The sequence below is a fragment of the Protofrankia symbiont of Coriaria myrtifolia genome (assembly GCF_900634755.1).
Classification (GTDB): Bacteria; Actinomycetota; Actinomycetes; order Frankiales; family Frankiaceae; genus Protofrankia; species Protofrankia coriariae.
Map to the genome: position 1 here is coordinate 1 of NZ_CAAAFS010000228.1, position 21,358 is coordinate 21,358.

The window sequence follows — 21,358 nt, forward strand, 5'->3', positions numbered from 1 at the left end:
GCCCTGGCACGTCGGCCCGTCGCGGCCCCCGCCGTCCACCCGGCCTCGCCGATGAATTGTCGACCGCAGCCAGCCGGACACACGGATCATCGGCGGCGGGAGGGCGCACGAGGCACGACGACCCGCATGACCAGGGCTTCACCTTCCTCGGTCTCAATGACCGTTCCTGTCGGCAGATAGATCACCGGATCGGGATTAAGCCAGGACCGTCCGAAAAACAAAATTGAGCCGGCTGTGACAGCGTATGTTCCGCCACGGAAGGGCCCATCAACCAGAACCGCAAGTAGCAGATCATTCACTTCGAGTAATGCTAGGTCGATGGAAGCCGAAAGCGCCAACCGAAATCCGGTCCACACCCTCTGTCTTTTTTGAACATTGAGTAGTCATCTTTCTACTCATCGCTCATAATCGCGTCATGTGTGAACTCGACGATCTCCATGAAATAACCGACCCGATGGCTCGTGCAGCCGAAGCCGATCGGCTCATGTGGATACTGTCCACTCACCGCCTCGACGCACGCCACATTCGAGACAAAGCCCTTCATGAAGCTCTCACGGCAGGCGCAACCCCTGCCGACCTCGCGGCACGTCTCAACGTCAAACCCACCGATATCGCGATCATGGCGTCGGAGTCTTCAATTCTGAACCCAGATACACGCGATCAATCATGACCTGAACCGGTGAGGCGTTGACGCGTTGCGTCACAGCGTAGCCAGACGGCTTAGAAGCGGTACCAAATGTCCGTAGAGACTTCTCCGGGGCTCCGCCCCAGCCCCCGGCCCTCCCGTCCGGAGGGGAGGGGAAGCGCGCACGTCCGCTGATCGCCTCCGCCGGACGGGCACCCCCAAGGGCTACCCCGGAACCTCCCAGCCGCGCAAGGGCCGCACGGCCACCCGGACGAGAGTGGATCCGGCGGCCCTTGCGCGGCCGGGAGAACCCGGGGTAGGGCGTTGCCTGCCCGACCGACGGAGGAGATCAGCTCAGCCGGAGCCATGACCGTAGGCCACACACAACATCAACCCCCTGCCGCCCGATGGCCAGTGACCGACAGGGTTCGATCATCGGCCATCGGGTGCGGTGCCGCTCACGCAGCCGGCACCGCCACGACCACGATTATCAGTGGGAGTATGGCCCGGTCCGGTTGCGCTTCTTGTGCCACAGCGACGCGTAGGTGGCCTCTACCGCGAGCGACGTCCACCAGGTGGCCGCGTCCGCGTCCGTGCTGGCGATGTCCACGCAGATCTGTACCCCGGCCGGCAACACGAGTGCCGGTCGCAGGATGAACAGGTCCGAGTCCGGCGGGGGCAGTTCGACGCGCGCCGACTCCGCCAGGTGCGCCATCAACAGGCCGCTGAAGTGCGACCCGCTACGACCGGGCCGACGACTGTTTGGGATCGTGTCCATGGGTCTCTGACTCCTGTGTCCGTAGGGTTGGGGATCAAGACCCGGAGTGGGTGTTGGCGCACCGACTCCGGGTCGCTGCCGTTCCGGCGTGTGATCCGGGAACCGTCCGCCGGATGATCGATTACGGCGAAACGGTGAGATCAACAAGGAACGGCACGCCCGTGACCTGCGAGACCCACGAAATGGGGCGATACAACGACGGTTTTCACCTACGCCTTCGGCTCTGACGGTGCTGTGGCCGCAGGCCGCATCCATCAGGTGGCCCCGGCTCGGGTCCGACCCCCTGAAAGGTGCGTCAGGCCGGCCGGGAACGGGGAGCGCCAGGAAGTCCTGATCCCTGTTCCCGAGATGAAGGTCGTGACCTGCGGAAACGCCTGACCACCGCAGCCCGTTACACCACTGCCCGTTACACCGCCGCCCGGACAGTCCCGGGGAACGCGGCCGGACCGCTGGTCAGGTGTGGGCGCGGAGGGTCGTGTGGGGGTGGGTGTGCAGGGAGCGGACGTGGGTGACGGCGGTGGCAACGTGGGTGGCCAGCGCGTGTACCTCGTCCTCGGTGGTGGGGCGGCCGAGGCTGAAGCGCAGGCTTTCCAACGCGGCGGTCGTGTCGAGCCCCATCGCCGTCAGCACGTGGGACGGCTCGGTACTCGAACCCTTGCAGGCGCTGCCTGCCGACACCGCGACCTGCGGCATCGACGTCATCACCGCGTCGGCGTCCGCCCCGGCGAAACGCAGGTTCACCGTGTTCGGCAGCCGGGTGACGCTCGGGCCGTTGAGCTCCACGCCGGGGAGCTTCTCCGTCAGCAGGCCGTGCAGCAGCGCGGTGAGGTGGCGCAGCCGGTCGGCGTCGGCGGGCAGCCGCTCGGCGGCGAGCTGCGCGGCCCGGCCGAACCCGACGATGCCGGCGCTGTTGATGGTGCCGCTGCGCAGCCCCCGCTCCTGGCCGCCGCCGACGATCAGCGGTGTCAGCCGGTTCTGCAGCGGACGGCTGGCGACGAGCGCACCCACCCCCTTGGGTCCGTATATCTTGTGCGCGCTGAGCACGGCGAGGTCGATCCCGTGCGCCTCCAGGGCGACGGGGATCTTGCCGGCGGCCTGGGTGACGTCGCACAGGTACAGTGCGCCGGCGCCGTGCGTGAGCCGGCAGGCCTGCCGGACGTCCGCGATCGCGCCGGTCTCGCTGTTCGCGGCCATCACCGCGACCAGCCCGACCTGCCCCGACAGCTTCGACAGCAGCGCGGCGAGATGATCGAGGTCGGGGGTGCCGTCGCGCAGCACCCGGATCAGCTCGACCGAGCCGCCGTGCAGCCGCGCGGCCTGCCCGGCCGCCGCGAGAACGGCCTTGTGCTCACTGGCCGCCACCAGGACGCGTCGACGGCCGGGCTCGGCACCGGCGAGGACGCCGTGGATCGCGAGGTTGGCCGCCTCGGTGGCACCGCCGGTGAACACGACGCTGCGCCGGCCGGCGCCGACCAGGGCCGCGACCTGCTCGCGGGCCCGCTCGACCAGGCGGGCGGCCGCGCGGCCGGCGGCATGCCCGCTGGAGGCGTTCGCGAAGTCCTCGGTGAACAGCGGCAGCATCGCGTCGAGCACCCGCGGGTCGACCGGGGTCGTCGCGTTGTAGTCACAGTAGATCATCGGGGTCACGGGAGATCCGGTCACAGCGGATCGTCGTGACCGCACCGGACGCAGGAGCCGGCCCCGGCCCCCGCCAGCCCACCGGCCCCGGCTGTGCCGGCCGTGTCCGCCAGGCCTGGCACGCCTGCCGACACATCCGACACGTCCGACAGCGGGACGCGGCGCACCGTGTACGGCTGGGGGTGCGACGGCTGCCGCCGGACGGGCCCGCAGTCGACGCACTGCGGGTCGTGGGCCACCGGGAACGACCGGAAGTCCATGTCCCACAGGTCGAAGGTGAGCAGTTTCCCGCTGGACGGCTCACCGAACCGGGAAACAATCTTGATGACCTCCATGGCGGCCAGGCAGCCCACCGTGCCGGCCACCGCGCCGAGCACCGAGAAGTCGAGCGGCTCCCACTCCGGGTCGCCGTCGGCGAACACGCAGCGCAGGCACGGGTCGCCGGGCAGCACCGTCAGCAGCTGGGCCTCGGTGTTGTTCATGGCCGCGAAGACCAGCGGCACCCCCAGGTCCAGGCACATCCGGTTGATCCGGAACCGTTCGGGGAAGTTGTGGCGGGCGTCGACTACCACGTCCGCGCCGGCGACGAGACCGGGCAGGAGCGGGTCGAACAGGTCCCGGTCCCACGCCTCGACCGTGACGGCCGGGTAGTGCTCCCGCAACGTGCCGGCGGCGCAGGCCACCCGTGACTCACCGACCCGGTCGGGTCGCATAAGCGTCTGTCGGTTGAGGTCGGGTGTCTCGAGGGCGCCGGGATGCACGAGGACCAGCCGCCCGACGCCAGCCGCGGCCAGGTAGGTGGCGACGGCGCCGCCTACCCCACCCACACCCGCCACAAGCACCGTCGCCTCGCACAGCCGCTCCTGTCCCGGTAGCCCGAAACCGCTCAGTGTCAGTTGACGCTCGAACCGCCGCATGTCCATGCCGTCCCCCTGCCTTCCGCTACCGGCCCACGGAGGCGGGGACGACCCGTCGGACGTCGGGGACGGCGTCCTTGAGCTGCTGTTCGACCGTTTTCACCAGCTCGAGGACGTCGGCCTCGCGTTCGAGGCCGATACCGGTCAGCCGCACCGAGATCACGCCGTCGGCGACCCCGACCACGGAGGCGTCCCGGCCCACCAGCTGCAGGTGCGGCCGGATGTGCTGGATCGCCACGTTCGCCTTCTGCAGCAGCGACGTTTCCACCCCGTCCGGCTGGACGGGCGGGACGAACGACGGGCCACACATACAGTGGCTACGCGCATGCGGGTTGTAGAAGGTGAAGCCGGACGACATCAGTGACTCGCTGTAGTCGATGCGCATGCCGTCGAACTGGTCGACCGCGTCGGCGGCGACGAACACGTCGAAGTCCGCCACCCGGGTGACGACGTCGCCGACGCTCGGCGCGGGCTCGACGGCCAGCCGGTACCGGTGCCCGGCGCAGCCGCCGCCGCTGCCGTCGACGCCGACCCGCAGGCCGGCGGTGGGCGTGCCGCCCTCCCGATCGAGCAGCGCACGTACCTGGCCAGCCGCCCGCTCGGTGAAACTGATCGTGATATCCACTGGTCCACCTCCAGATGCGTTCAGATGCGCTCGGACGGAGTTGTCAGTACGCGAGGACGACCCGCTCGACCGCTGGCACCGATTCCTTCAGCTGGCGCTCGATGACGCCCGTGAGCGTGTCCAGGGCAGCGGAACATCCCCCGCAGGCTCCGGTGAGGCGGACGGAGACGACGCCCGCGGTGATGTCGACGACCGTGACGTCCCCGCCGTCACGCTGCAGGAACGGCCTTACCTGCTGGATCGCCTCGTCGACCTGCCGCCACAGGGTATCTTCGTCACCCTCCTGACGCTCCGCGGCGTCCGCGGAGAAGGACGACCCGCAGGAGCACGGATCCGCCGCGCGCGGGTTGGAGAAGACGAAACCCGACGACGTCAGCGACTCCGCATAGTCGATACGGACCCCGTGGACGAGCGAGGCGGACTCGGACGCGACGAACACGTCGAACCCGTCCTGGCGGACGGTGATGTCGCCCTTCTCGGCGGCGGGCGCGAGCGCGAGGCTGTACTTGTAGCCCGAGCAGCCGCCGGGTTCCGCACCGACCCGAAGGCCGTAGCCGGTGGTCGTCTCGTCGCGGGCGAGCAGCGCCCGGACCTGCTCGCCGGCACGTTCGGTGAGCACGACCTGCAATTTTGTGATCATGATCCCACCTTCGCCGCGACCGGCCCGGCCGACCGCGGGCGCGGGGCGGACAGCTCGTCCGGGGTGTCCTCGAACAGGTCGTCCGCCGCCTGTTGGGCACCCTGCGCCGCAAGCCGCGCACCTTCGGTGGCGACCACGGAGTCGATGATGTCGTAGCACTCGACGGCTTCGATCCCGGCCGCGGCCAGCGTCTCCCGCGGTCCATTACCGATCCTGCTGCACAGCACGGCGGCGCAGTCCGACAGCATGCTGGCGGTCCGGTCGAGCACCGATCCCTTACCGCTCTCCCCCTTGCCGCTCTCCTCCTCGTCATCGCACTCGGAGGCGCCCTCGCAGTAGCGCGCGACGCTGCGGGTGCCCACCAGGCGCGCCCACCGCTCGCCCGCCTCGTAGATCCAGAACTCCTCGGCGTGGCCGAAGTGCTGGTTGACCACTCCCCCGCCCTTGGTGGCGACCGCGATCAGAACCGTGCGTTCCGGCTTTGCCGCGCCGGCGGAGATCCGCAGCTCCTCCCGGGTGGCGCGGACGTCGGAACGCCAGCGTTCGATCGCCGCGTGCGCCTCCTGGCGGCCGGCCAGGTCGTAGGTGACCTCGCCCTCCAGGTAGGTCTCGGGGCCGAACTCGTCGCCGCGGTCCTCCCCGAGCAGGCCGACCGCGTCGGCCCGGCACTGCCGGCAGTGGCGCATCATGTTCATCTGCGCGCCGTCGTCGCCCTCGCAGCGGTCCTGCAGCGCCTTGAGCTCCTGCGGGGTCGGCCCGCGCTGCCCGGTCAGGCCGTAGTGGGTGCCGTGCTCGGGGGCGGACACCAGCGGCATCACGTTGTGCAGGAAGGCCCCCATGCCGCGGACCGTGCGGGAGACCTCCACCAGGTGCTCGTCGTTGACCCCGGGGATCATCACCGAGTTGACCTTGCACAGGATCCCGCGTTCGGTGAGCGCCGCGAGCCCCTCCAGCTGCCGCTCGACAAGGATCTTCGACGCCTCCCGGCCGGTGTGGCGTTTACCGCGGAAGGCCACCCAGGGGTAGATCCGTTCGCCGACCTCGGGATCGATCATGTTGATCGTGATCGTCACATGGTCGATGCCGAGATCCGCGATGCGGTCGACGTGGTCGACGAGGGTGAGCCCGTTCGTGGACACACACAGTTTGATGTCCGGGCACTCCCGGGCCACCAGCTCCATCGTGCGGAAGGTGCGCCCCGCGTTGGCCAGCGGCTCCCCGGGCCCGGCCACGCCGAGCACGCTCATCTGCTTGATCTCGCTGGCCACCCGCTTGACCTTGGCCAGTGCCTGCTCCGGGGTGAGCAGCTTGCTGGTGACGCCGGGGCGGCTCTCGTTCGCGCAGTCGAACTTGCGGTTGCAGTAGTTGCACTGGATGTTGCAGCCCGGCGCGACCGGGACGTGCATCCGGGCGTAGTACTGGTGCGCCTCCTGGCTGTAACAGGGATGGTTGGCGACCTTCTCCGCGATCGCGGGATCCAGGCCGGTCGTGCTGGTGCCGCATCCCTGGGTGGACGCGCACCCCGCCGCCGGCGACGGCGACGATGGCGCAGCGGCCACCGGCGCCGATGCCGAGGCGGCCGCGGCCGCCGCGGCCGCCTCGGCCGGGGAGAGCACCGTCAGGGGGATCGAGCGCGCCGGTACCGGCGCCGGCCGCGCCGGCTGGGGGGTCATGGCCGCTCACCCGCTTCCCGGCCCGGCGCGGCGGTCACCAGGTCCAGCTCGCGCTCCAGACAGCCCACGACCCGGCCGTTGCTGAACGCGACCGCGTAGACGATGTGCTCCTGCAGGTAGACGCCCACACCGTGGATGTGACCGACTGTCCCGGTCTCCACCAGCACGTCCCCGACGCTGATCCCCGGCTCGGGGAAGGTGCCGTCGTTACGCAGGTCCTTGACGGCCACGACGGTGTCGCCGACGTCGTAGGCGGCCTCGGACAGCGGCGGTTCCTCGAAACTGACGTCCATCAGGCCCTCTTCTCGGCTTCAACGGTGACGGTGTCCAGGGCGACGAACGCCTGGGGGGCGCGGTCGGCGAGGACCTTGAACAGGCGGTGGTCGAGCGCGCCGGCCGTGGTGAACGCCTCGTAGGAGGCGACCAGGGCGGCACGGTAGGCGGCCAGCCGCTCCTGCGGAGCGGGGTTCTCCGCGTCCGTCCGGGCCACGGCCCGGGAGAAGTGCCGCAGGATGTGCAGCCGGTTGACCGCGACCACCTTCGGGTCGAAGGGGACGTCCAGGGCCTGGAAGTAGTCCTCGGCGGTGACGCACTGGCGGAAGCGCGCCAGCCGCTCGCCGGGTGACAGCTGCTCGGCGGGTGGCAGCTGCTCGGCGGATGCCGCGGTCATGCCGCGTCCACCTTCGCCAGTTCGCGCTCGAGACGGTTGATCTCGACGTAGGTGTTGTAGGTCGCGGTGGCCGTCTCCAGGATCTGCTCCCAGCCGACCGGCAGGTCCTCGGCCAGGTCGTGCAGGTCGAGCTTGAGACGGGTGGCGAGGCTGTTGAGCTTCTTCAGCTTCGTGCGCAGCTCGGGGATGTCGTCAGGAGTCGTCACGGGCCACCTCCGGGTGGGCACGCACGAGCGCGGCGGCGGCGCCGACCAGCGCCTCGCCGCGCCCGGCAAGATGGTCGATGGAGTCGAAGCCGAAACGGTGCGCGTCACGCAGCACCTCGGAGACGACCACGAGCCGGCCGGTGAACACCGTGACCCGGCCGAAGCCCTCATGGCTGAGATCGAGCAGATAGCCGGTGACCAGGCCGGTCGCCTTCTCGATGCCGGCGGCGACCGCCTGGTAGAAGGAGCGCAGCCGGCCCTCGGTGGCCGGGTCGACATCACAGGAGATCCCCAGCTCGCGGCGCCGCTGCGGGGTGAGCACGAACGGGCTGAGCAGCTTCTCCCAGCCGAGGCGGTCGAGCTGGCCGTAGGTGTCCCCGGCCCGCAGCTGGTCGATCAGGTCGCGCAGGAAGCCGGTGGTGACGTCCACACCCGCGCCGCCGGTGCCGGCACCGGTGATGTCGATGGTCATCGCGGGCTCCAGGTGGGGGTGGCGCCGGATCCGCTCGCGCGCAGCAGCTTGCGCAGCCACGGCGGCGGGTTGCCGGCGAGCACCCGCTGCAGCCGGACGATCTGGTCCGCGATCGAGGTGTCCTCGGTGACCTTCAGCGGATGGACGCGGGCCCGGACCACCTTCGCGGCGGCTGTCCCGCCGATCGCGGCGACGTGCAGGATCGCGCAGTCCCGGATGGCGTCCAGCCGGCTTTCGATCTTCTCGGCCTCGTCGTCGACGGCCGGGTCGAGCACCCGGCTCTCGTACAGCGAGGCGAGCTCCGCGGACACCTCGTAGACGTCGAACCGGCGGCACGAGCCGAAATGCTGGTCGACGACGATGCCGTCGCTGGTGGCGAAGGCGACCTTCAACATGCCAGTTCCTCCAGGTGCTCGTCCTGCTCCAAGCGCTCGGCGGCCGCCGCGCCCGTCGGCGCCGCGGCTGCCGGATGACGCGACGGACGGTGTGACTCACGGTGTTCGAGCAGCCGGTTGGCCGCGTCCACGAGCAGGTGCAGGCTGCCCCGGTACCCGGACGTGGCGCGCAGCTGGGCGCCCATCCGGTCGTAGACGGGGAAGCCCATCGTCAGGTGTGCCGCGCCGGCCTCGGCGGCCGCGTCGGCCCCGTGGCTGGAGGCGACGACCAGCTCGGCGCCGGCCGCCGCGGCCCGTTCGGCGAGGTCGACGAAGTCGCCGACGACAACCTCCTCCCACGGCGCCTGCCGCAGCACGTCGGCGTTCGTCGGCGACACCGCGGTGACGATCTCGGCGCCGACGTCGTAGAACAGCGAACCGACCGCGACAAGCTGGTCGGGTTCGAGCGCAAGGGCCACCTTCGCCCCGCCGAGGACGAAGTGGCTGTCCATCAGCCCGTCGGCCAGCCGCCGGCGCCAGCGCCGAACCGCCTCGGGGGCGGTCGCGCCGGTGTGCCGGATCAGGTCGGTGACCAGCAGGTCGGTGACGGCCAGCCCGCTGAGGTGGTCGTGGGCGATCAGCGGGGCACCGGCCTTGACCGCCAGCTCCCCGGCGGCGGTGGCCGCCGCGGACCCGACCGCGACGACGACCTCGCAGCCGGCCAGGCCCAGCAGGGCGTCGAGGGTCGTCCCGCCGGTGGTCACCGGCGACCAGTTCGCGGCGAGGTGGCCGTCGAGCGACCCGGACAGGTCGGGGACGACCACCGGGTCGAGGCCGAAGGCCCGGACGAGATCGGCGATCTCGTCGATGTCCACCGCGGTCAGCGTCGGGCCGACGAGCACGGCGGCCCGGCCGGGAACCGTCACCCCGGTGGCCGGGACCGCGGCGACGATCCCCCGCAGCGCCGCGGACCAGCCGTCCGACAGCCCGCCGTGGAAGTCCGGGGTGGACACCGCGACGACCAGCGGGCCACGGGAGCCCGGGGCGTACTTCGACGCGCCGAGGACACCGAACATGTCCTCCTCGGTGACCTCGGTGAGGCCGGTGGTCAGCACCCCGATGATGTCGGGACGCTGCCGCTCGTTGATGGTGTCCAGCGCGCCCAGCAGCGACTCGGACGAGCCGAGCACGGCGCTGACGTCGTTGATGGCGCTGCTCTGCAACGGGATGGGCTCGCGGAAGTGGCGGGTGAGCAGGGCCTTGGCGAACGCCGAGCAGCCCTGCGCGCCGTGCAGCATCGGGATGCAGCGGGCCAGGCCGAGGAAGGCCAGCGCGCCGCCGAGGGGCTGGCTGTGCTTGAGCGGGTCGAAGGCGGCCCGGTGTCCGCCGGTGGTGACGCGGGCCATCAGAAGACCTCGGGATCGCTGTCGTCGATGTCGTCGGTGCCGTCCTCGAAGCCGCCGCCCGCGGCCGCGCCGGCGGCCGCGTCGGCGGCCGTGACAGCGGCCGTGACAGCGTCGGCGGCAGTGCCACCGGCGCTGGCGGCCGAGCCTCCCGGGCGGCCGGTGGGGCCGGTGGGATCCGGCTCGTCCCCCCAGGGCGCGTCCGCCCGGACCTGCTCCCAGACCGGGCTGGACAGCGCCAGATCCAGCCGCCGGGCAAGTTCGATCATTCCGGGGTAGCCGGCGAAGGCGTGGTGGCGTTCCTGGTTGACGTCGAGGAAGGGCAGCCTGCCCTTGAGCGCGGTGTACTGGTTGCGGCCACCGGCGATCAGGATGTCGGCCTGGGTGTCGGCGACCACCCGCAGCAGTTCGGCGGGCGTGCCGTTGCGGACGACGATCCCGTCCTCACCGAGCAGTTCGGTGATCTTGTCGACGTCGTCCTCGGTGCTCTTGGTGGCCCCGGAGGCGACGACCTCCACCCCGAGGTCCTGCAGCGCCGCCACCAGCGACCAGCTCTTGACCCCGCCGGTGTAGAGCACCGCCCGGGCGCCGGCCAGCCGCTCCCGGTAGGGGGCGAGCGCCGTCGCCAGGGCGGCCTCCTCGGTGGCGATGAGCTCCTCCGCCCGCCAGGAGAGCTCCTTGTCGCCGAGGACGCGGGCGAATCCGCGCAGGGTGTCGCGCATCGCCCGGACGCCGTAGAAGCTGCCCTCGAACCAGGGGATGCCGTAGCGGTCCTGAAGGCCCCGGGCCAGCGAGAGCAGCGCCCGCGAGCAGACGACCATCGTCGCCTTCGCGCGGTGGGCGGCGGCGACGTCGGCGTAGCGGCCGTCACCGCTGACGCTCGCCAGCACCCGGATGCCGAGCTTCGCCAGCAGCGGGGTGACGTCCCACAGCTCGCCGGCGATGTTGTACTCGCCGACCAGGTTCACGTCATACGGCGTGGTGAACGCCGGTTCCACCGTGCCGATGACGTGTTCGAGCAGGGCCTGGCCGGCGAGCCGGTTGCCGAAGTTCTTGCTGCCGGCGAATCCCGGCGAGTGCACCGGGACCACCGGGATGCCGGTCGCGGTGGCCGCCGCCGCGCACACCGCGTCGACGTCGTCGCCGATCATCGCGGTGACGCAGGTGGCGTACACGAAGACCGCGGGCGGGCGGTGGCGGCGCGCGGCCTCGACGATGGTGTCGTAGAGACGCTGTTCGCCGCCGAAGACCACGTCCTGCTCGCCGAGGTCGGTGGCGAAGCCCCGGCGGTAGAGCGTCGGGCCTGAGGAGAGGCTGCCCCGGCCGTCCCACGAGTTGCCGGCACAGGCGATCGGGCCGTGCACCACGTGGGCGACGTCGGCTATCGGAACCAGAGTGATCATCGCGCCGTCGAACGCGCAGCCGCCGGCGGTGCCGCCCGGCTTCGGCCGGGAGCAGCCCGTCTTGCGGGCCTTGGGTTCCTTGGCGCGGTTGTGGTCACACGCCGGTTCGTCGAAGAGTACCGCGGCGTCGATCTTCGTCAGGGCAGCCATTTTCACCTCAGCGGACGGTGTCGGTCAGCACGCTGTGCCGGTCAGCGGATGGTGTCGGTCAGCACCCGCTGCCGGTCAGCGGACACTGTCGGTCAGCGGATGGTGTCGGTCAGCGGATGGTGCCGGTCAGCGGATGGTGCCGGTCAGCGGACGATGTCGAAGCTGTGGTCGGGCGCGTTGCGGTCCAGCTCGTCGAGGAACAGGTTGACCAGCTGGGTCAGCAGCGCCAGGCCACCGGTGTAGCCGTAGATCGGGAAGCGGTGCAGGTGGTGCCGGTCGAAGATCGGGAAACCGGCCCGGAACAGCGGCACGTTCGCCTCACGGGCGAGGTGCTTGAGATGGGTCGAGCCGACGATGAGGTCGACCGGCTCGGTGTGCACGAGCGACCGCAGGTGCCAGCCGTCCTTGCCCGGCCAGACGGTCGCCTGCCGGCCGAACGGGCTGGCGGCCAGCAGCTCCCGGGTCTGGTTGGCCCAGGTCTCGTCCCCGTTGGTGGCCAGCACGTGGATCGGCTCCATGCCCAGCTCCAGCAGGAAGCCGAGCATCCCGGTGACGAAGTCGGGGTCGCCGGCGATCGCGACCCGCTTGCCGTGCAGGTAGGCGTGCGAGTCGGTCAGCGCGTCGAGCAGCCGCCCGCGCTCCGCGGTGATCTCGTCCGGCACCCCGACCCCGGCCACCCGGGCGATCTCGGTGACGAAGACGTCGGTGTTGCCGATGCCGATCGGCGGGTTGACCGTCACCGTCTCGCCGGCCCACCCGCCCACGATCTCCCTGGTCCGCTTGGAGCCGAAGGACTGCAGGAAGACGGTGGCGGTGGCGTTGATCGAGTCGGCGGCGACGGCGAGCGGAGTCCCACCCGGGTACATGTGGTACTCGCCGGTCGCCGGGGAGTCGAGGCTGTCGCTGTGGTCGCCGAGCACGACGTGCTTGACGCCGAGCACGGTCAGCAGCCGCTTGAGCTCCCGGATGTTGCCGACGTAGGGGTCGAAGCCCGGCACGATGTTGACCGTGCCGTTGGACGCGCCCTTCTTGCCCTCGGTCAGGTACGACAGGATGCCGCGCAGCATGTTGTCGTAGCCCAGCACGTGCGAGCCGACGAAGCTCGGGGTGTGCGCATACGGGACCGGGATGGTCTCGGAGATCGCGCCCTTGGTGCGGGCGTTGGCGATGAAGTTCTGCAGGTCGTCGCCGATCACCTCGGCCATACAGGTGGTCGACACCGCCACCATGTCCGGCTTGTACACATGCACGGCGGTGCCGAGGGCCTCGATGAGGTTGTTCAGGCCCCCGAAGACCGCCGAGTCCTCGGTCATCGACGAGGACACCGTCGGCACCGGCTCCTTGAAGTGCCGCGAGAGGTGGCCGCGGAAGTACGAGGTGCACCCCTGCGAGCCGTGCACCAGCGGCAGGGTCCCGGCGAAGCCGAGGGCCGCGAGCACGGCGCCCAGCGGCTGGCACGCCTTCAGCGGGTTGACCGAGAGGTCCTTCCGGGCGAAGTTCTTCTCCCGGTACTCCCACGACCGGGTCCACTCGGCGACCCGGGCGACCTCCGCCGGCGAGGAGCCGGCCTCGAACTGCTTCTTGCGCTCGCGCTGCTCCTGGTACTCAGGGCCCTTGAACAGTGTGTTGTGGTCTCGCACCACAAGTGCGTCTGGGTTGGTGGACACCAGCGATCCTCCGGTTCACGGGCGAAAGAACACGTCTTCCGCGGGGAATTACGAGCGGAAGACGTGCCTTTCGCGGGAAGCCACAGGCGAAAGACACGTCTTCCGCGGGGAAATCAGCTCTTCTTGGAATTCACCCACGGCGCGTCGAACAGGTCCCATGACGGGTTGTTGACGGCACTGTCCATGTCCCGGGCGAAAATCGCGAAGCCCTCGACACCGTGGTACGGACCGGAGTAGTCCCAGGAGTGCATCTGACGGAACGGCGTCCGCATCTTGTGCGAGACGTACTTCTCCTTGATGCCGGCGCCGACCAGGTCCGGCTTGAGACGGCGGGTGAACTCCTCCATCTCGTAGGCGGTCGGGTCGTCGTAGACCACGATGCCCTGCTTGAGCTCGGGGTAGCTACGGGTGTAGTCGTCCTTGTGGGCGAACTCGTAGCCGGTCCCGATGATCTGCATGCCGAGGTCCTCGTAGGCGCCGACGGTGTGGCGCGGGCGCAGGCCGCCGACGGCGAGCATGACGGTCTTGCCCTCGAGCCGGTGCCGGTAGGTCTCCCGCACCTTGTCGAAGAAGGGCTGGTACCGCGCGATGGCGGCCTCGGTCTTCTCCTTGATGGTGTCGTCGAAGAACTCGGCGATCTTCCGCATCGACTCGACGATCTTCGTGGGGCCGAAGAAGTTGAACTCGGTCCACGGGGTGCCGTAGCGCTCCTCCATCGTGGTGGCGATGTAGTTCATGGAGCGGTAGCAGTGCAGCACGTTGAGCTTGGCCAGGTGGGCGGTGGCCATCTCGTTGACGGTGCCGTCGCCGGACCACTGGGCGATCACCCGCAGGCCCATGTCCTCGAGGATCTTCCGGGAGGCCCAGGCGTCACCGCCGATGTTGTAGTCACCGAGCAGCGTGATGTCGTACGGGGTCTGCTCGGCGATCTCCCGGGTGCCCAGCATGTGGTCACGGATCGCGTCGTTGGCGATGTGGTGGCCCAGCGACTGGCTGATCCCGCGGAAACCCTCGCACTTGACCGGGACGACCGGCAGGTCCAGCCGCTTCGTCGCGGCGGTGGCGACCGCGTCGATGTCGTCACCGATCAGGCCGATCGGGCACTCGGACTGGATGGAGACGCCCTTGGCCAGCGGGAAGAGCTCCACCAGCTCGTCCAGGATAGCGGCGAGCTTCTTGTCGCCACCGAAGACGATGTCCTTCTCCTGGAAGTCGCTGGTGATCTGCATGACGGTGAAGTTGTCGACACCGAGCTGCCCGTTGGCGTAGTTGCGCCGGGTGCCCCAGGTGTACTGGCCGCAGCCGACCGGGCCGTGGCTGATGGAGATGAGGTCCTTGACCGGGCCCCACACCACACCCTTGGAGCCGGCGTAGGCACAGCCACGCAGCGTCATGATCCCGGGGCGGGACTTGACGTTGCTCTTGACCTCACATTCCTTCGCCCCGCCCGGGTCGTTGGGCTTGACGTGCTTCTGGCGGTCCTTCTCGACCTTGGGCGGGTAGGCCGAGAGGACGTCGTCGATCATCGCCTGCGTCTCGGCAGACGTCACGGGCGGAGTCATGACAGACCTTTCTGGGTGTGCGGGGACGAGCGGTCAGGCGCCGACGGTGGAGGCGGCCTTCTGACCGACGATCGACTCGTCCTCCTGCTCCATGATCCCGAAGTCGATCAGGAGCTCCTCGAGCTCGTCCATGCTGATCGGGGTGGGGATGGTCTTCATGTCGTTCTCTTCGATCTTGCGCGCGAGCTCGCGGTACTCGTTCGCCTGGTTCGCCTCGGGCGAGTACTCGATGACCGTCATCCGGCGCAGCTCGGCGTGCTGGACGATGTTGTCACGCGGAACGAAGTGGATCATCTGGGTGTTCAGGCGCCGCGCGAGCTCGATGATGAGCTCGTCCTCACGGTCGGTGTTACGGCTGTTGCAGATCAGCCCACCGAGGCGGACACCACCGCTGTGGGCGTACTTGAGGATGCCTCGGGCGATGTTGTTCGCCGCGTACATGGCCATCATCTCACCGGAGGTGACGATGTAGATCTCCTGGGCCTTGCCCTGGCGGATCGGCATGGCGAACCCGCCACAGACGACGTCACCGAGGACGTCGTAGGTGACGAAGTCGAGGTCCTCGTAGGCGCCGTTCTCCTCCAGGAAGGTGATGGCGGTGATGACACCTCGGCCGGCGCAGCCGACACCCGGCTCCGGGCCACCCGACTCGACACACCGGATGTTCCACGCGCCCTCGAGCAGGACCTCCTCGAGCTCGAGGTCCTCCACCGAGCCCTTCTCCGCGGCCTTCTCGATGACGGTGTGCTGGGCCTTGGAGTGCAGGATCAGACGGGTCGAGTCCGCCTTCGGGTCACAACCGACGATCATGACCCGGTTGCCCCGCTCAGCCAGTGCGGCCATCGTGTTCTGCTGAGTGGTGGACTTACCAATACCACCCTTGCCGTAGAACGCGAGCTGCCTCATGGGTGTGTGCTCCTCACCGCACGCTTGAGCGTGCGTCACTGTGGAAGAACCGGTGCTGGTTCGCCGAAGCGCTCCGCGCCCGGGAACCGGTACATGTCCAGCGCATGTCCTGGTACCTGTCTGGTGCCTGCGGCGATGCTGCTGCCCGCGGGAACAGGTCCCGCGCCGCGATACCGCCGTCGTGCTTCTCATGCCGTTTTCGCGCGGTGTTCGTGCGGTATTTCGTGCGGTATTTCGTGCGCTGTTCCGTGCCGTATTCGTTCAGGAACCGACGCCGGCGCCGGCGGCCAGGCTGGCCGCCGTGAGCTCGTAGAGGTCGCGGACCTCACCGGAGCACAGCGGCCGCTTGAGCGTCGCGACGTGCGATCGCAGACCGTCCAGGACAGATCCGAGAACGCCCTCGTCGGCGTCGATCCCGTACTCACGCAGGGCGTGGCGCAGCGACGCCCGTCCCGCGTGCTTGCCCACGACCAGCCGGCGCCGCGCGCCGACCTCCGCGGGGTCGAAGGGCTCGTAGAGCCTCGGAGCCTTCAGCGCGCCGTCCACGTGAATACCCGACTCGTGGACGAACGCCGACTCCCCGACGATCGCCTTCCCGGCGGGTAGCGGCCGCCGCGCCGCGCCCGAGACCAGTTCGGCCAACGCGCGCAACGCCGTGGTGTCCAGATCGATCCGGTACCCGAGAAGATGACGCAGCGCCATCGCCACCTCCTCGAAGGCGGCGTTGCCGGCCCGTTCCCCGAGCCCGGCGACCGTCGTGCTGACGAACCCGAAACCGGCGCTGACCGCCGCGAGCGTGTTGGCGGTGGCCAGCCCGAAGTCGTCATGGGCGTGGATCTCCCAGACGGCCGGAGCGGCCGAGGCGGCTACCACCAGGGCGGACAGCCGTTCGTACGCCCCGGCGGGCTCGAGGATCCCGACGGTGTCGGCCCAGCGCAGACGGTCGACACCGGCCCGGGACAGTTCGCCGGCGAGGTCGGCGACGAAGCCGTCGTCCGCCCGCGAGGCGTCCTCGAACCCGACCCCGACCACCAGTCCACGGTCGAGGGCGTGCGCGACACAGTCGAGGATCCGGCTGCGCGCCCATGCCCGGTCACGGCCGAGCTTGTACTGCAGGTGCAGGTCGGACACGGGAATGCTGACGTGGACCCGCCGTACCCCGCAGGCCGCCGCCGCGTCGACGTCGGACCGCACGGCCCGGCACCAGGCGGTGACCTCCGCCCGCAGACCCGCCGCCGCGACACGGCGGATGATCTCGCGTTCGGACGGCCCCATGGCCGGCACGCCCGCCTCGATCTGCTGTACTCCCACCCGATCGAGAGCGGACGCGATGGCGAGCTTCTCCTCGGCGGTGAAGGCGACGCCCGGGGCCTGCTCACCGTCGCGCAACGTGGTGTCACAGAACCCGATCACGATGTCGTGCTCCACATCATGCGTGCCCTCCGTCAGTCGCACCGAACAGGGAAGATGACGCTGCGCCGAGCCGGTGCCGGCCAGTTACCCGGTGCCGGCCAGTTACCTGATGCCGGACCCGCGATCCGCGATCCGCCGGTGGGCGGTCCCGCGATCCTCACCGTTGAGGTGTCGCGATTAGAAATGTCGCTGACCGTTGTTTCGGGCGCTTTAAGCGCCGTATCTTCCCAGTTACTTCTGCCCCCGATCCGCGATTCCGGGACGAATAGCAGAAGAGGCCTGGGCCAGGTGGCCAAAAGGCCTGGGACCAATGGTGTGGATGCTGGTCACCACCTGGGTCCCGGGTAGTCGGCAGCCTACCCGTCAGCAATTTTCGGCGATCGGATCCGACAACGTGCCGAACCATTTTTTTACATCCCTGATCTGTTGCCGAATACGATGTTCGGTGACTTCTGGGACGAACGTTCCGACGCCGGTGACCTATTACCCGGCCCATTGTTCGGATGGCCTGGAAATTCCGGCCCGTGGGTCCGGGCGACCGTTGTGGCACGGCCTGGCAGCGCTGGCCGGGAAGAACGCGCGAAGCCGTCCGCCAACGGTGGGCGGCCCCGCCCGCGCGAACGGCCCGGACACGGACGGCCCGCCGCGAACAGGCCGGAAACGACAAAGGCGTCCCCCGGCCGCCGCGTCCGTTGGACGCGGGCGACCGGGGAACGCCGGTGGGGCGGAAACCGGAACATGTCCGTGAGCACCGTCCGCCGGAAATCACATGGCTGGACGGCTCGGCCGGTCAGCGCGCCGGTGAGCCAGGGGCCCGGCCGATCACCGAATCACCAGATCACCGAATCGGTCAGGTGCCGGACCGGCGAAACGGCTGATCGGCGCGGCGGTGGATCGACGGCCCGGCGGATCAGGAGCTCAGCGGATCGTCCAGGTGTTGCCCGTGTGCAGCAGTTCGGTGAGCAGGTTGTCAGGCGCGGTGTCCGTGGCACTCGTACGGGCGACGCTGTTCTGCTCCTGGACCATCGACTCGTAGGTGGGCCGGCCCACCCGGCGGAACACCCCGATCGGGGTGTTGCTGAGATCCTGGTCGGACAGCCGGGACAGGGTGAACGCGTAGGCCGGCCCAGGCACCGTCTCGTCGTGCACGATGATCTCGCTGCGCGGGACGCTGGCGGTGTCGGCGACCTCCAGGCCGAAGCCGCGCGGCTCGCGCACCACGCACTTCTCCCCCGTGGCGCCGAAGGTGATCGGCTTGCCGTGCTCGAGGCGGACGAGGACCGAGTCGCGGCTGGCGGGATCCTTCAGCACGTCGAACGCGCCGTCGTTGAAGATGGCGCAGTTCTGGTAGATCTCGATGAACGCGCTGCCCTGGTGCGCGGCGGCGGCCCGCAGCACCGAGTGCAGGTGCTTGCGGTCGGAGTCGATCGTGCGGGCCACGAACGACGCCTCGGCGCCGAGCGCCACCGCGATCGGGTTGAACGGGGTGTCCCGAGAGCCGACCGGCGTCGACTTGGTGACCTTGCCGAACTCCGAGGTCGGCGAGCACTGGCCCTTGGTCAGCCCGTAGATCCGGTTGTTGAACATCAGGATCTTGATGTTGACGTTGCGGCGCAGCGCGTGGATCAGGTGGTTACCGCCGATGGACAGCGCGTCGCCGTCACCGCTGACCACCCACACCGACAGGTCCGGGCGGGAGACCGCGAGACCGGTGGCGATCGCCGGCGCCCGGCCGTGGATCGAGTGCATCCCGTAGGTGTTGAGGTAGTACGGGAAACGGGAGGAACACCCGATCCCGGAGACGAAGGTGATCCGCTCCCGGGGGATGCCCAGCTCCGGCATGAACGACTGGATCGCCGACAGGATCGCGAAGTCACCGCATCCCGGGCACCAGCGGACCTCCTGGTCCGACCGGAAGTCCTTGGCGGTGAGCTTGAGCGGGACCTCAGTCATTGCGCACGACCTCCTCCAGGACCGTCTCCAGCTCCGCCGAGGTGAACGGCTGGCCGTTGACCTTGTTGTAGGACACGGCGTCGACCAGGTAGCGGTCGCGTATCACGTGGGCGAGCTGCCCGAGGTTCATCTCGGGGATGACGACGCGGTCGTAGCCGGCGAGCACCGTGCCGACGTTGCGCGGCAGCGGCGAGATGTGCCGCAGGTGCGCCTGGGCGATGGACACCCCGCGTTCCCGCAGCTTGCGACAGGCCGCGCCGACCGGTCCGTAGGTGGAGCCCCAGCCGAGCACCAGCACCCGGGCGTCCCCGGTGGGGTCCTCGACCTCCAGGTCGGGCACGTCGATGGCCTCGACCCGGGCGGCGCGCAGCCGCATCATCAGGTCGTGGTCGGCCGGCACGTAGGAGACCGCGCCGGTGCCGTCGGCCTTCTCCAGGCCACCGACGCGGTGCTCCAGACCGGGCGTGCCCGGCACCGCCCACGGGCGGGCCAGCGTGTGCGGGTCGTGCAGGTAGGGCAGGAACTTACCGTCCGGCCCGTTGGGCTCGGTGGCGAACTCCACCCGCAGGTCGGGCAGGTCCGCCGGGTCCGGCAGCAGCCACGGCTCGGAGCCGTTGGCCAGGTAGCCGTCCGAGAGCAGGATGACCGGCATCCGGTAGGTCAGCGCGATGCGCGCCGCCTCCAGCGCCGCGTAGAAACAGTCCGCCGGCGAGCGGGCCGCGATCACCGCCAGCGGCGCCTCACCGTGCCGGCCGAACAGGGCGATGTTCAGGTCGGACTGCTCGGTCTTGGTCGGCAGGCCGGTCGACGGGCCGGCGCGCTGCACGTCCACGATGACCAGCGGCAGCTCCAGCATCACCGCGAGCCCGAGGGTCTCGGTCTTCAGCGCGAGCCCCGGGCCGGACGTCGAGGTGACGCCGAGCGCGCCGCCGTAGGAGGCGCCGAGCGCCGAGCCCACCGCGGCGATCTCGTCCTCGGCCTGGAAGGTGGTCACGCCGTAGCGCTTGTACGCGGACAGCTCGTGCAGGATCTCCGAGGCCGGGGTGATCGGGTAGGCGCCGAGGAAGACCGGCAGGTGGGCACGCAGGCCGGCGGCGACCAGGCCGTAGGCGAGCGCGGAGTTGCCGTTGACGCTGCGGTAGGTGCCGGGCAGCAGGTTCGCGGGCTTGACCTCGTAGCGGACGGCGAAGTCCTCGGTGGTCTCGCCGTAGTTCCAGCCGGCCTGGAAGGCGGCCACGTTCGCGGCGGCGATCTTCGGCTTCTTGGCGAACTTCTGCCTGAGGAACTCCACCGTGCCCTCGGTGGGCCGGCTGTACATCCAGGACAGCAGGCCGAGCGCGAACATGTTCTTCGCCCGCTCGGCGTCCTTCTTGGAGACCTCGAAGTCGGCGAGGGCGGCGATCGTCGCCGACGTCAGCGGCACCCGGTGGACGGTGAACCCGTCGAGCGAGTCGTTCTCCAGCGGGTTGCTTGTATAACCGACCTTCTCCAGGTTGCGGGTGGTGAACTCGTCGGTGTTGACGATGATCTCCGCATTGGGCGGCAGGTCGGCGAGATTGGCGCGCAGCGCGGCCGGGTTCATCGCCACCAGGACGTCCGGCGAGTCCCCTGGAGTGAGGACGTCGTGGGCGGCGAAATGTACCTGGAAACTGGACACACCGTGCAGCGAGCCCGATGGCGCCCTGATCTCGGCGGGGTAGTTGGGAAGGGTGGACAGGTCGTTCCCCAGGATGGCGGTCTCGGAGGCGAAACGGTCGCCGGTGAGCTGCATGCCGTCGCCGGAGTCACCGGCGAACCGGATTGCCACCCGGTCCAGATGCTGGATTTGCTTGGCCACGTACGTGGACCTCCTCAATGACCGACGGTCGGCGAGAGGCATACCCACGGTTCGACCGTGGGTAGAGCGGCCGTCAGGCCTGCCCGTCCTTTCTTATACGGAGGCATTGCTTCCAGCGTGTTTCGCGGTGTCAAATCGCCGTCTCACAGCCCGCGCGGCATCGGTCACGGTATTTCGACAACAACGCCATCACATATATGGGTGGACGTGCGGAAAAACAATCGTGACACCCGCCCGCGGCCGCCACCCCGGGACTTTCGGGAAGTAATGACCGAAATACGTTTCCCCGGCGCCGGGGACAGCCGGTCTGTTTCGTCACGGCGAAGGTTCACATCATCCCGGCAACCGGCCCACCCGCCCGGGCCGGTTCGTCCCGCGGCGGTTTCCCGCATCTTCCACGCGACTTCCCCACAACCGGCCCACCCCAGCGCTACCCCCTGTAGAGC

Annotated in this window: 20 protein-coding genes; 1 reads left to right on the top strand and 19 read right to left on the bottom strand. The window is 69.5% G+C overall.

What is annotated here, in order from left to right:
* The first annotated feature begins 415 nt into the window (after positions 1-415).
* The gene (locus CM1CMNOD_RS12790) at positions 416-670 is read left to right on the top strand and encodes a hypothetical protein (RefSeq protein WP_131772586.1); all 255 of its coding nucleotides are present in this window, start codon (positions 416-418) and stop codon (positions 668-670) included.
* Positions 671-1,115: 445 nt separating this feature from the next.
* Here CM1CMNOD_RS12790 and CM1CMNOD_RS12795 read toward each other — a convergent pair whose 3' ends face one another.
* The 19 genes from CM1CMNOD_RS12795 to CM1CMNOD_RS12885 all read right to left on the bottom strand — a co-directional run bounded on the left by CM1CMNOD_RS12795 (position 1,116) and on the right by CM1CMNOD_RS12885 (position 20,846).
* The gene (locus CM1CMNOD_RS12795) at positions 1,116-1,403 is read right to left on the bottom strand and encodes a hypothetical protein (protein ID WP_013874033.1); all 288 of its coding nucleotides are present in this window, start codon (positions 1,401-1,403) and stop codon (positions 1,116-1,118) included.
* A 453-nt stretch (positions 1,404-1,856) separates the two neighbouring features.
* Positions 1,857-3,065: a cysteine desulfurase family protein gene (locus CM1CMNOD_RS12800; RefSeq protein WP_347176490.1), complete on the bottom strand. Its 1,209-nt coding sequence runs from the start codon at positions 3,063-3,065 to the stop codon at positions 1,857-1,859.
* On the bottom strand, positions 3,062-3,964 hold the full coding sequence (locus tag CM1CMNOD_RS12805; protein ID WP_013874035.1) for a HesA/MoeB/ThiF family protein: 903 nt from the start codon (positions 3,962-3,964) through the stop codon (positions 3,062-3,064). The genes CM1CMNOD_RS12800 and CM1CMNOD_RS12805 overlap by 4 nt, the downstream gene beginning before the upstream one ends.
* Before the next feature lie 19 nt (positions 3,965-3,983).
* Positions 3,984-4,583 (bottom strand): iron-sulfur cluster assembly accessory protein, encoded by a 600-nt coding sequence (locus CM1CMNOD_RS12810; protein WP_013874036.1) that lies wholly within the window; start codon positions 4,581-4,583, stop codon positions 3,984-3,986.
* 43 nt (positions 4,584-4,626) lie between these two features.
* On the bottom strand, positions 4,627-5,223 hold the full coding sequence (locus CM1CMNOD_RS12815; RefSeq protein WP_013874037.1) for an iron-sulfur cluster assembly accessory protein: 597 nt from the start codon (positions 5,221-5,223) through the stop codon (positions 4,627-4,629).
* Positions 5,220-6,896: a nitrogenase cofactor biosynthesis protein NifB gene (gene nifB, locus CM1CMNOD_RS12820; protein WP_013874038.1), complete on the bottom strand. Its 1,677-nt coding sequence runs from the start codon at positions 6,894-6,896 to the stop codon at positions 5,220-5,222. The genes CM1CMNOD_RS12815 and nifB overlap by 4 nt, the downstream gene beginning before the upstream one ends.
* Positions 6,893-7,189, bottom strand: coding sequence for a nitrogen fixation protein NifZ (locus CM1CMNOD_RS12825; protein WP_013874039.1), 297 nt, complete (start codon positions 7,187-7,189; stop codon positions 6,893-6,895). Before CM1CMNOD_RS12825 ends, nifB begins: the two co-directional genes overlap by 4 nt.
* Entirely contained in the window at positions 7,189-7,566 is a 378-nt protein-coding gene (gene nifW, locus CM1CMNOD_RS12830) for a nitrogenase-stabilizing/protective protein NifW (RefSeq protein ID WP_013874040.1), read from the bottom strand. Before nifW ends, CM1CMNOD_RS12825 begins: the two co-directional genes overlap by 1 nt.
* Positions 7,563-7,772 carry a CCE_0567 family metalloprotein gene (locus tag CM1CMNOD_RS12835; protein ID WP_013874041.1) on the bottom strand — a complete coding sequence of 70 codons (210 nt, stop codon included), beginning with the start codon at positions 7,770-7,772 and terminating at the stop codon, positions 7,563-7,565. The genes nifW and CM1CMNOD_RS12835 overlap by 4 nt, the downstream gene beginning before the upstream one ends.
* Complete coding sequence (locus tag CM1CMNOD_RS12840) at positions 7,759-8,244, bottom strand: NifX-associated nitrogen fixation protein (protein WP_013874042.1); 486 nt, start codon at positions 8,242-8,244, stop codon at positions 7,759-7,761. The genes CM1CMNOD_RS12835 and CM1CMNOD_RS12840 overlap by 14 nt, the downstream gene beginning before the upstream one ends.
* A complete protein-coding gene (nifX, locus tag CM1CMNOD_RS12845) occupies positions 8,241-8,639 on the bottom strand; it encodes a nitrogen fixation protein NifX (RefSeq protein WP_013874043.1) in 399 nt (132 codons plus the stop codon). Before nifX ends, CM1CMNOD_RS12840 begins: the two co-directional genes overlap by 4 nt.
* The gene (gene nifN / locus CM1CMNOD_RS12850) at positions 8,633-10,024 is read right to left on the bottom strand and encodes a nitrogenase iron-molybdenum cofactor biosynthesis protein NifN (RefSeq protein ID WP_013874044.1); all 1,392 of its coding nucleotides are present in this window, start codon (positions 10,022-10,024) and stop codon (positions 8,633-8,635) included. The genes nifX and nifN overlap by 7 nt, the downstream gene beginning before the upstream one ends.
* Complete coding sequence (gene nifE, locus CM1CMNOD_RS12855; protein WP_013874045.1) at positions 10,024-11,574, bottom strand: nitrogenase iron-molybdenum cofactor biosynthesis protein NifE; 1,551 nt, start codon at positions 11,572-11,574, stop codon at positions 10,024-10,026. Before nifE ends, nifN begins: the two co-directional genes overlap by 1 nt.
* A gap of 143 nt (positions 11,575-11,717) precedes the next feature.
* Entirely contained in the window at positions 11,718-13,241 is a 1,524-nt protein-coding gene (gene nifK / locus CM1CMNOD_RS12860; RefSeq protein ID WP_013874046.1) for a nitrogenase molybdenum-iron protein subunit beta, read from the bottom strand.
* Positions 13,242-13,354: 113 nt separating this feature from the next.
* Complete coding sequence (gene nifD, locus CM1CMNOD_RS12865) at positions 13,355-14,803, bottom strand: nitrogenase molybdenum-iron protein alpha chain (RefSeq protein WP_013874047.1); 1,449 nt, start codon at positions 14,801-14,803, stop codon at positions 13,355-13,357.
* A 33-nt stretch (positions 14,804-14,836) separates the two neighbouring features.
* Positions 14,837-15,709: a nitrogenase iron protein gene (nifH, locus tag CM1CMNOD_RS12870; protein WP_013874048.1), complete on the bottom strand. Its 873-nt coding sequence runs from the start codon at positions 15,707-15,709 to the stop codon at positions 14,837-14,839.
* Positions 15,710-15,970: 261 nt separating this feature from the next.
* Positions 15,971-17,164 (bottom strand): homocitrate synthase, encoded by a 1,194-nt coding sequence (nifV, locus tag CM1CMNOD_RS12875; protein WP_241250325.1) that lies wholly within the window; start codon positions 17,162-17,164, stop codon positions 15,971-15,973.
* Between the two features lie 876 nt (positions 17,165-18,040).
* Positions 18,041-19,075, bottom strand: coding sequence for a 2-oxoacid:ferredoxin oxidoreductase subunit beta (locus CM1CMNOD_RS12880; protein WP_013874050.1), 1,035 nt, complete (start codon positions 19,073-19,075; stop codon positions 18,041-18,043).
* Positions 19,068-20,846: a 2-oxoacid:acceptor oxidoreductase subunit alpha gene (locus CM1CMNOD_RS12885; RefSeq protein ID WP_431307089.1), complete on the bottom strand. Its 1,779-nt coding sequence runs from the start codon at positions 20,844-20,846 to the stop codon at positions 19,068-19,070. The genes CM1CMNOD_RS12880 and CM1CMNOD_RS12885 overlap by 8 nt, the downstream gene beginning before the upstream one ends.
* Positions 20,847-21,358: the final 512 nt, after the last annotated feature.

What these genes read in the sequence shown, in the direction of transcription:
- CM1CMNOD_RS12790 (WP_131772586.1), top strand. Translation starts at nt 416, where the DNA reads ATGTGTGAACTCGACGATCTCCATGAAATAACCGACCCGATGGCTCGT.
- CM1CMNOD_RS12795 (WP_013874033.1), bottom strand. Translation starts at nt 1,403, where the DNA reads ATGGACACGATCCCAAACAGTCGTCGGCCCGGTCGTAGCGGGTCGCAC.
- CM1CMNOD_RS12805 (WP_013874035.1), bottom strand. Translation starts at nt 3,964, where the DNA reads ATGGACATGCGGCGGTTCGAGCGTCAACTGACACTGAGCGGTTTCGGG.
- CM1CMNOD_RS12815 (WP_013874037.1), bottom strand. Translation starts at nt 5,223, where the DNA reads ATGATCACAAAATTGCAGGTCGTGCTCACCGAACGTGCCGGCGAGCAG.
- nifB (WP_013874038.1), bottom strand. Translation starts at nt 6,896, where the DNA reads ATGACCCCCCAGCCGGCGCGGCCGGCGCCGGTACCGGCGCGCTCGATC.
- CM1CMNOD_RS12825 (WP_013874039.1), bottom strand. Translation starts at nt 7,189, where the DNA reads ATGGACGTCAGTTTCGAGGAACCGCCGCTGTCCGAGGCCGCCTACGAC.
- nifW (WP_013874040.1), bottom strand. Translation starts at nt 7,566, where the DNA reads ATGACCGCGGCATCCGCCGAGCAGCTGCCACCCGCCGAGCAGCTGTCA.
- CM1CMNOD_RS12840 (WP_013874042.1), bottom strand. Translation starts at nt 8,244, where the DNA reads ATGACCATCGACATCACCGGTGCCGGCACCGGCGGCGCGGGTGTGGAC.
- nifX (WP_013874043.1), bottom strand. Translation starts at nt 8,639, where the DNA reads ATGTTGAAGGTCGCCTTCGCCACCAGCGACGGCATCGTCGTCGACCAG.
- nifN (WP_013874044.1), bottom strand. Translation starts at nt 10,024, where the DNA reads ATGGCCCGCGTCACCACCGGCGGACACCGGGCCGCCTTCGACCCGCTC.
- nifE (WP_013874045.1), bottom strand. Translation starts at nt 11,574, where the DNA reads ATGGCTGCCCTGACGAAGATCGACGCCGCGGTACTCTTCGACGAACCG.
- nifD (WP_013874047.1), bottom strand. Translation starts at nt 14,803, where the DNA reads ATGACTCCGCCCGTGACGTCTGCCGAGACGCAGGCGATGATCGACGAC.
- nifH (WP_013874048.1), bottom strand. Translation starts at nt 15,709, where the DNA reads ATGAGGCAGCTCGCGTTCTACGGCAAGGGTGGTATTGGTAAGTCCACC.
- CM1CMNOD_RS12880 (WP_013874050.1), bottom strand. Translation starts at nt 19,075, where the DNA reads ATGACTGAGGTCCCGCTCAAGCTCACCGCCAAGGACTTCCGGTCGGAC.
- CM1CMNOD_RS12885 (WP_431307089.1), bottom strand. Translation starts at nt 20,846, where the DNA reads ATGCAGCTCACCGGCGACCGTTTCGCCTCCGAGACCGCCATCCTGGGG.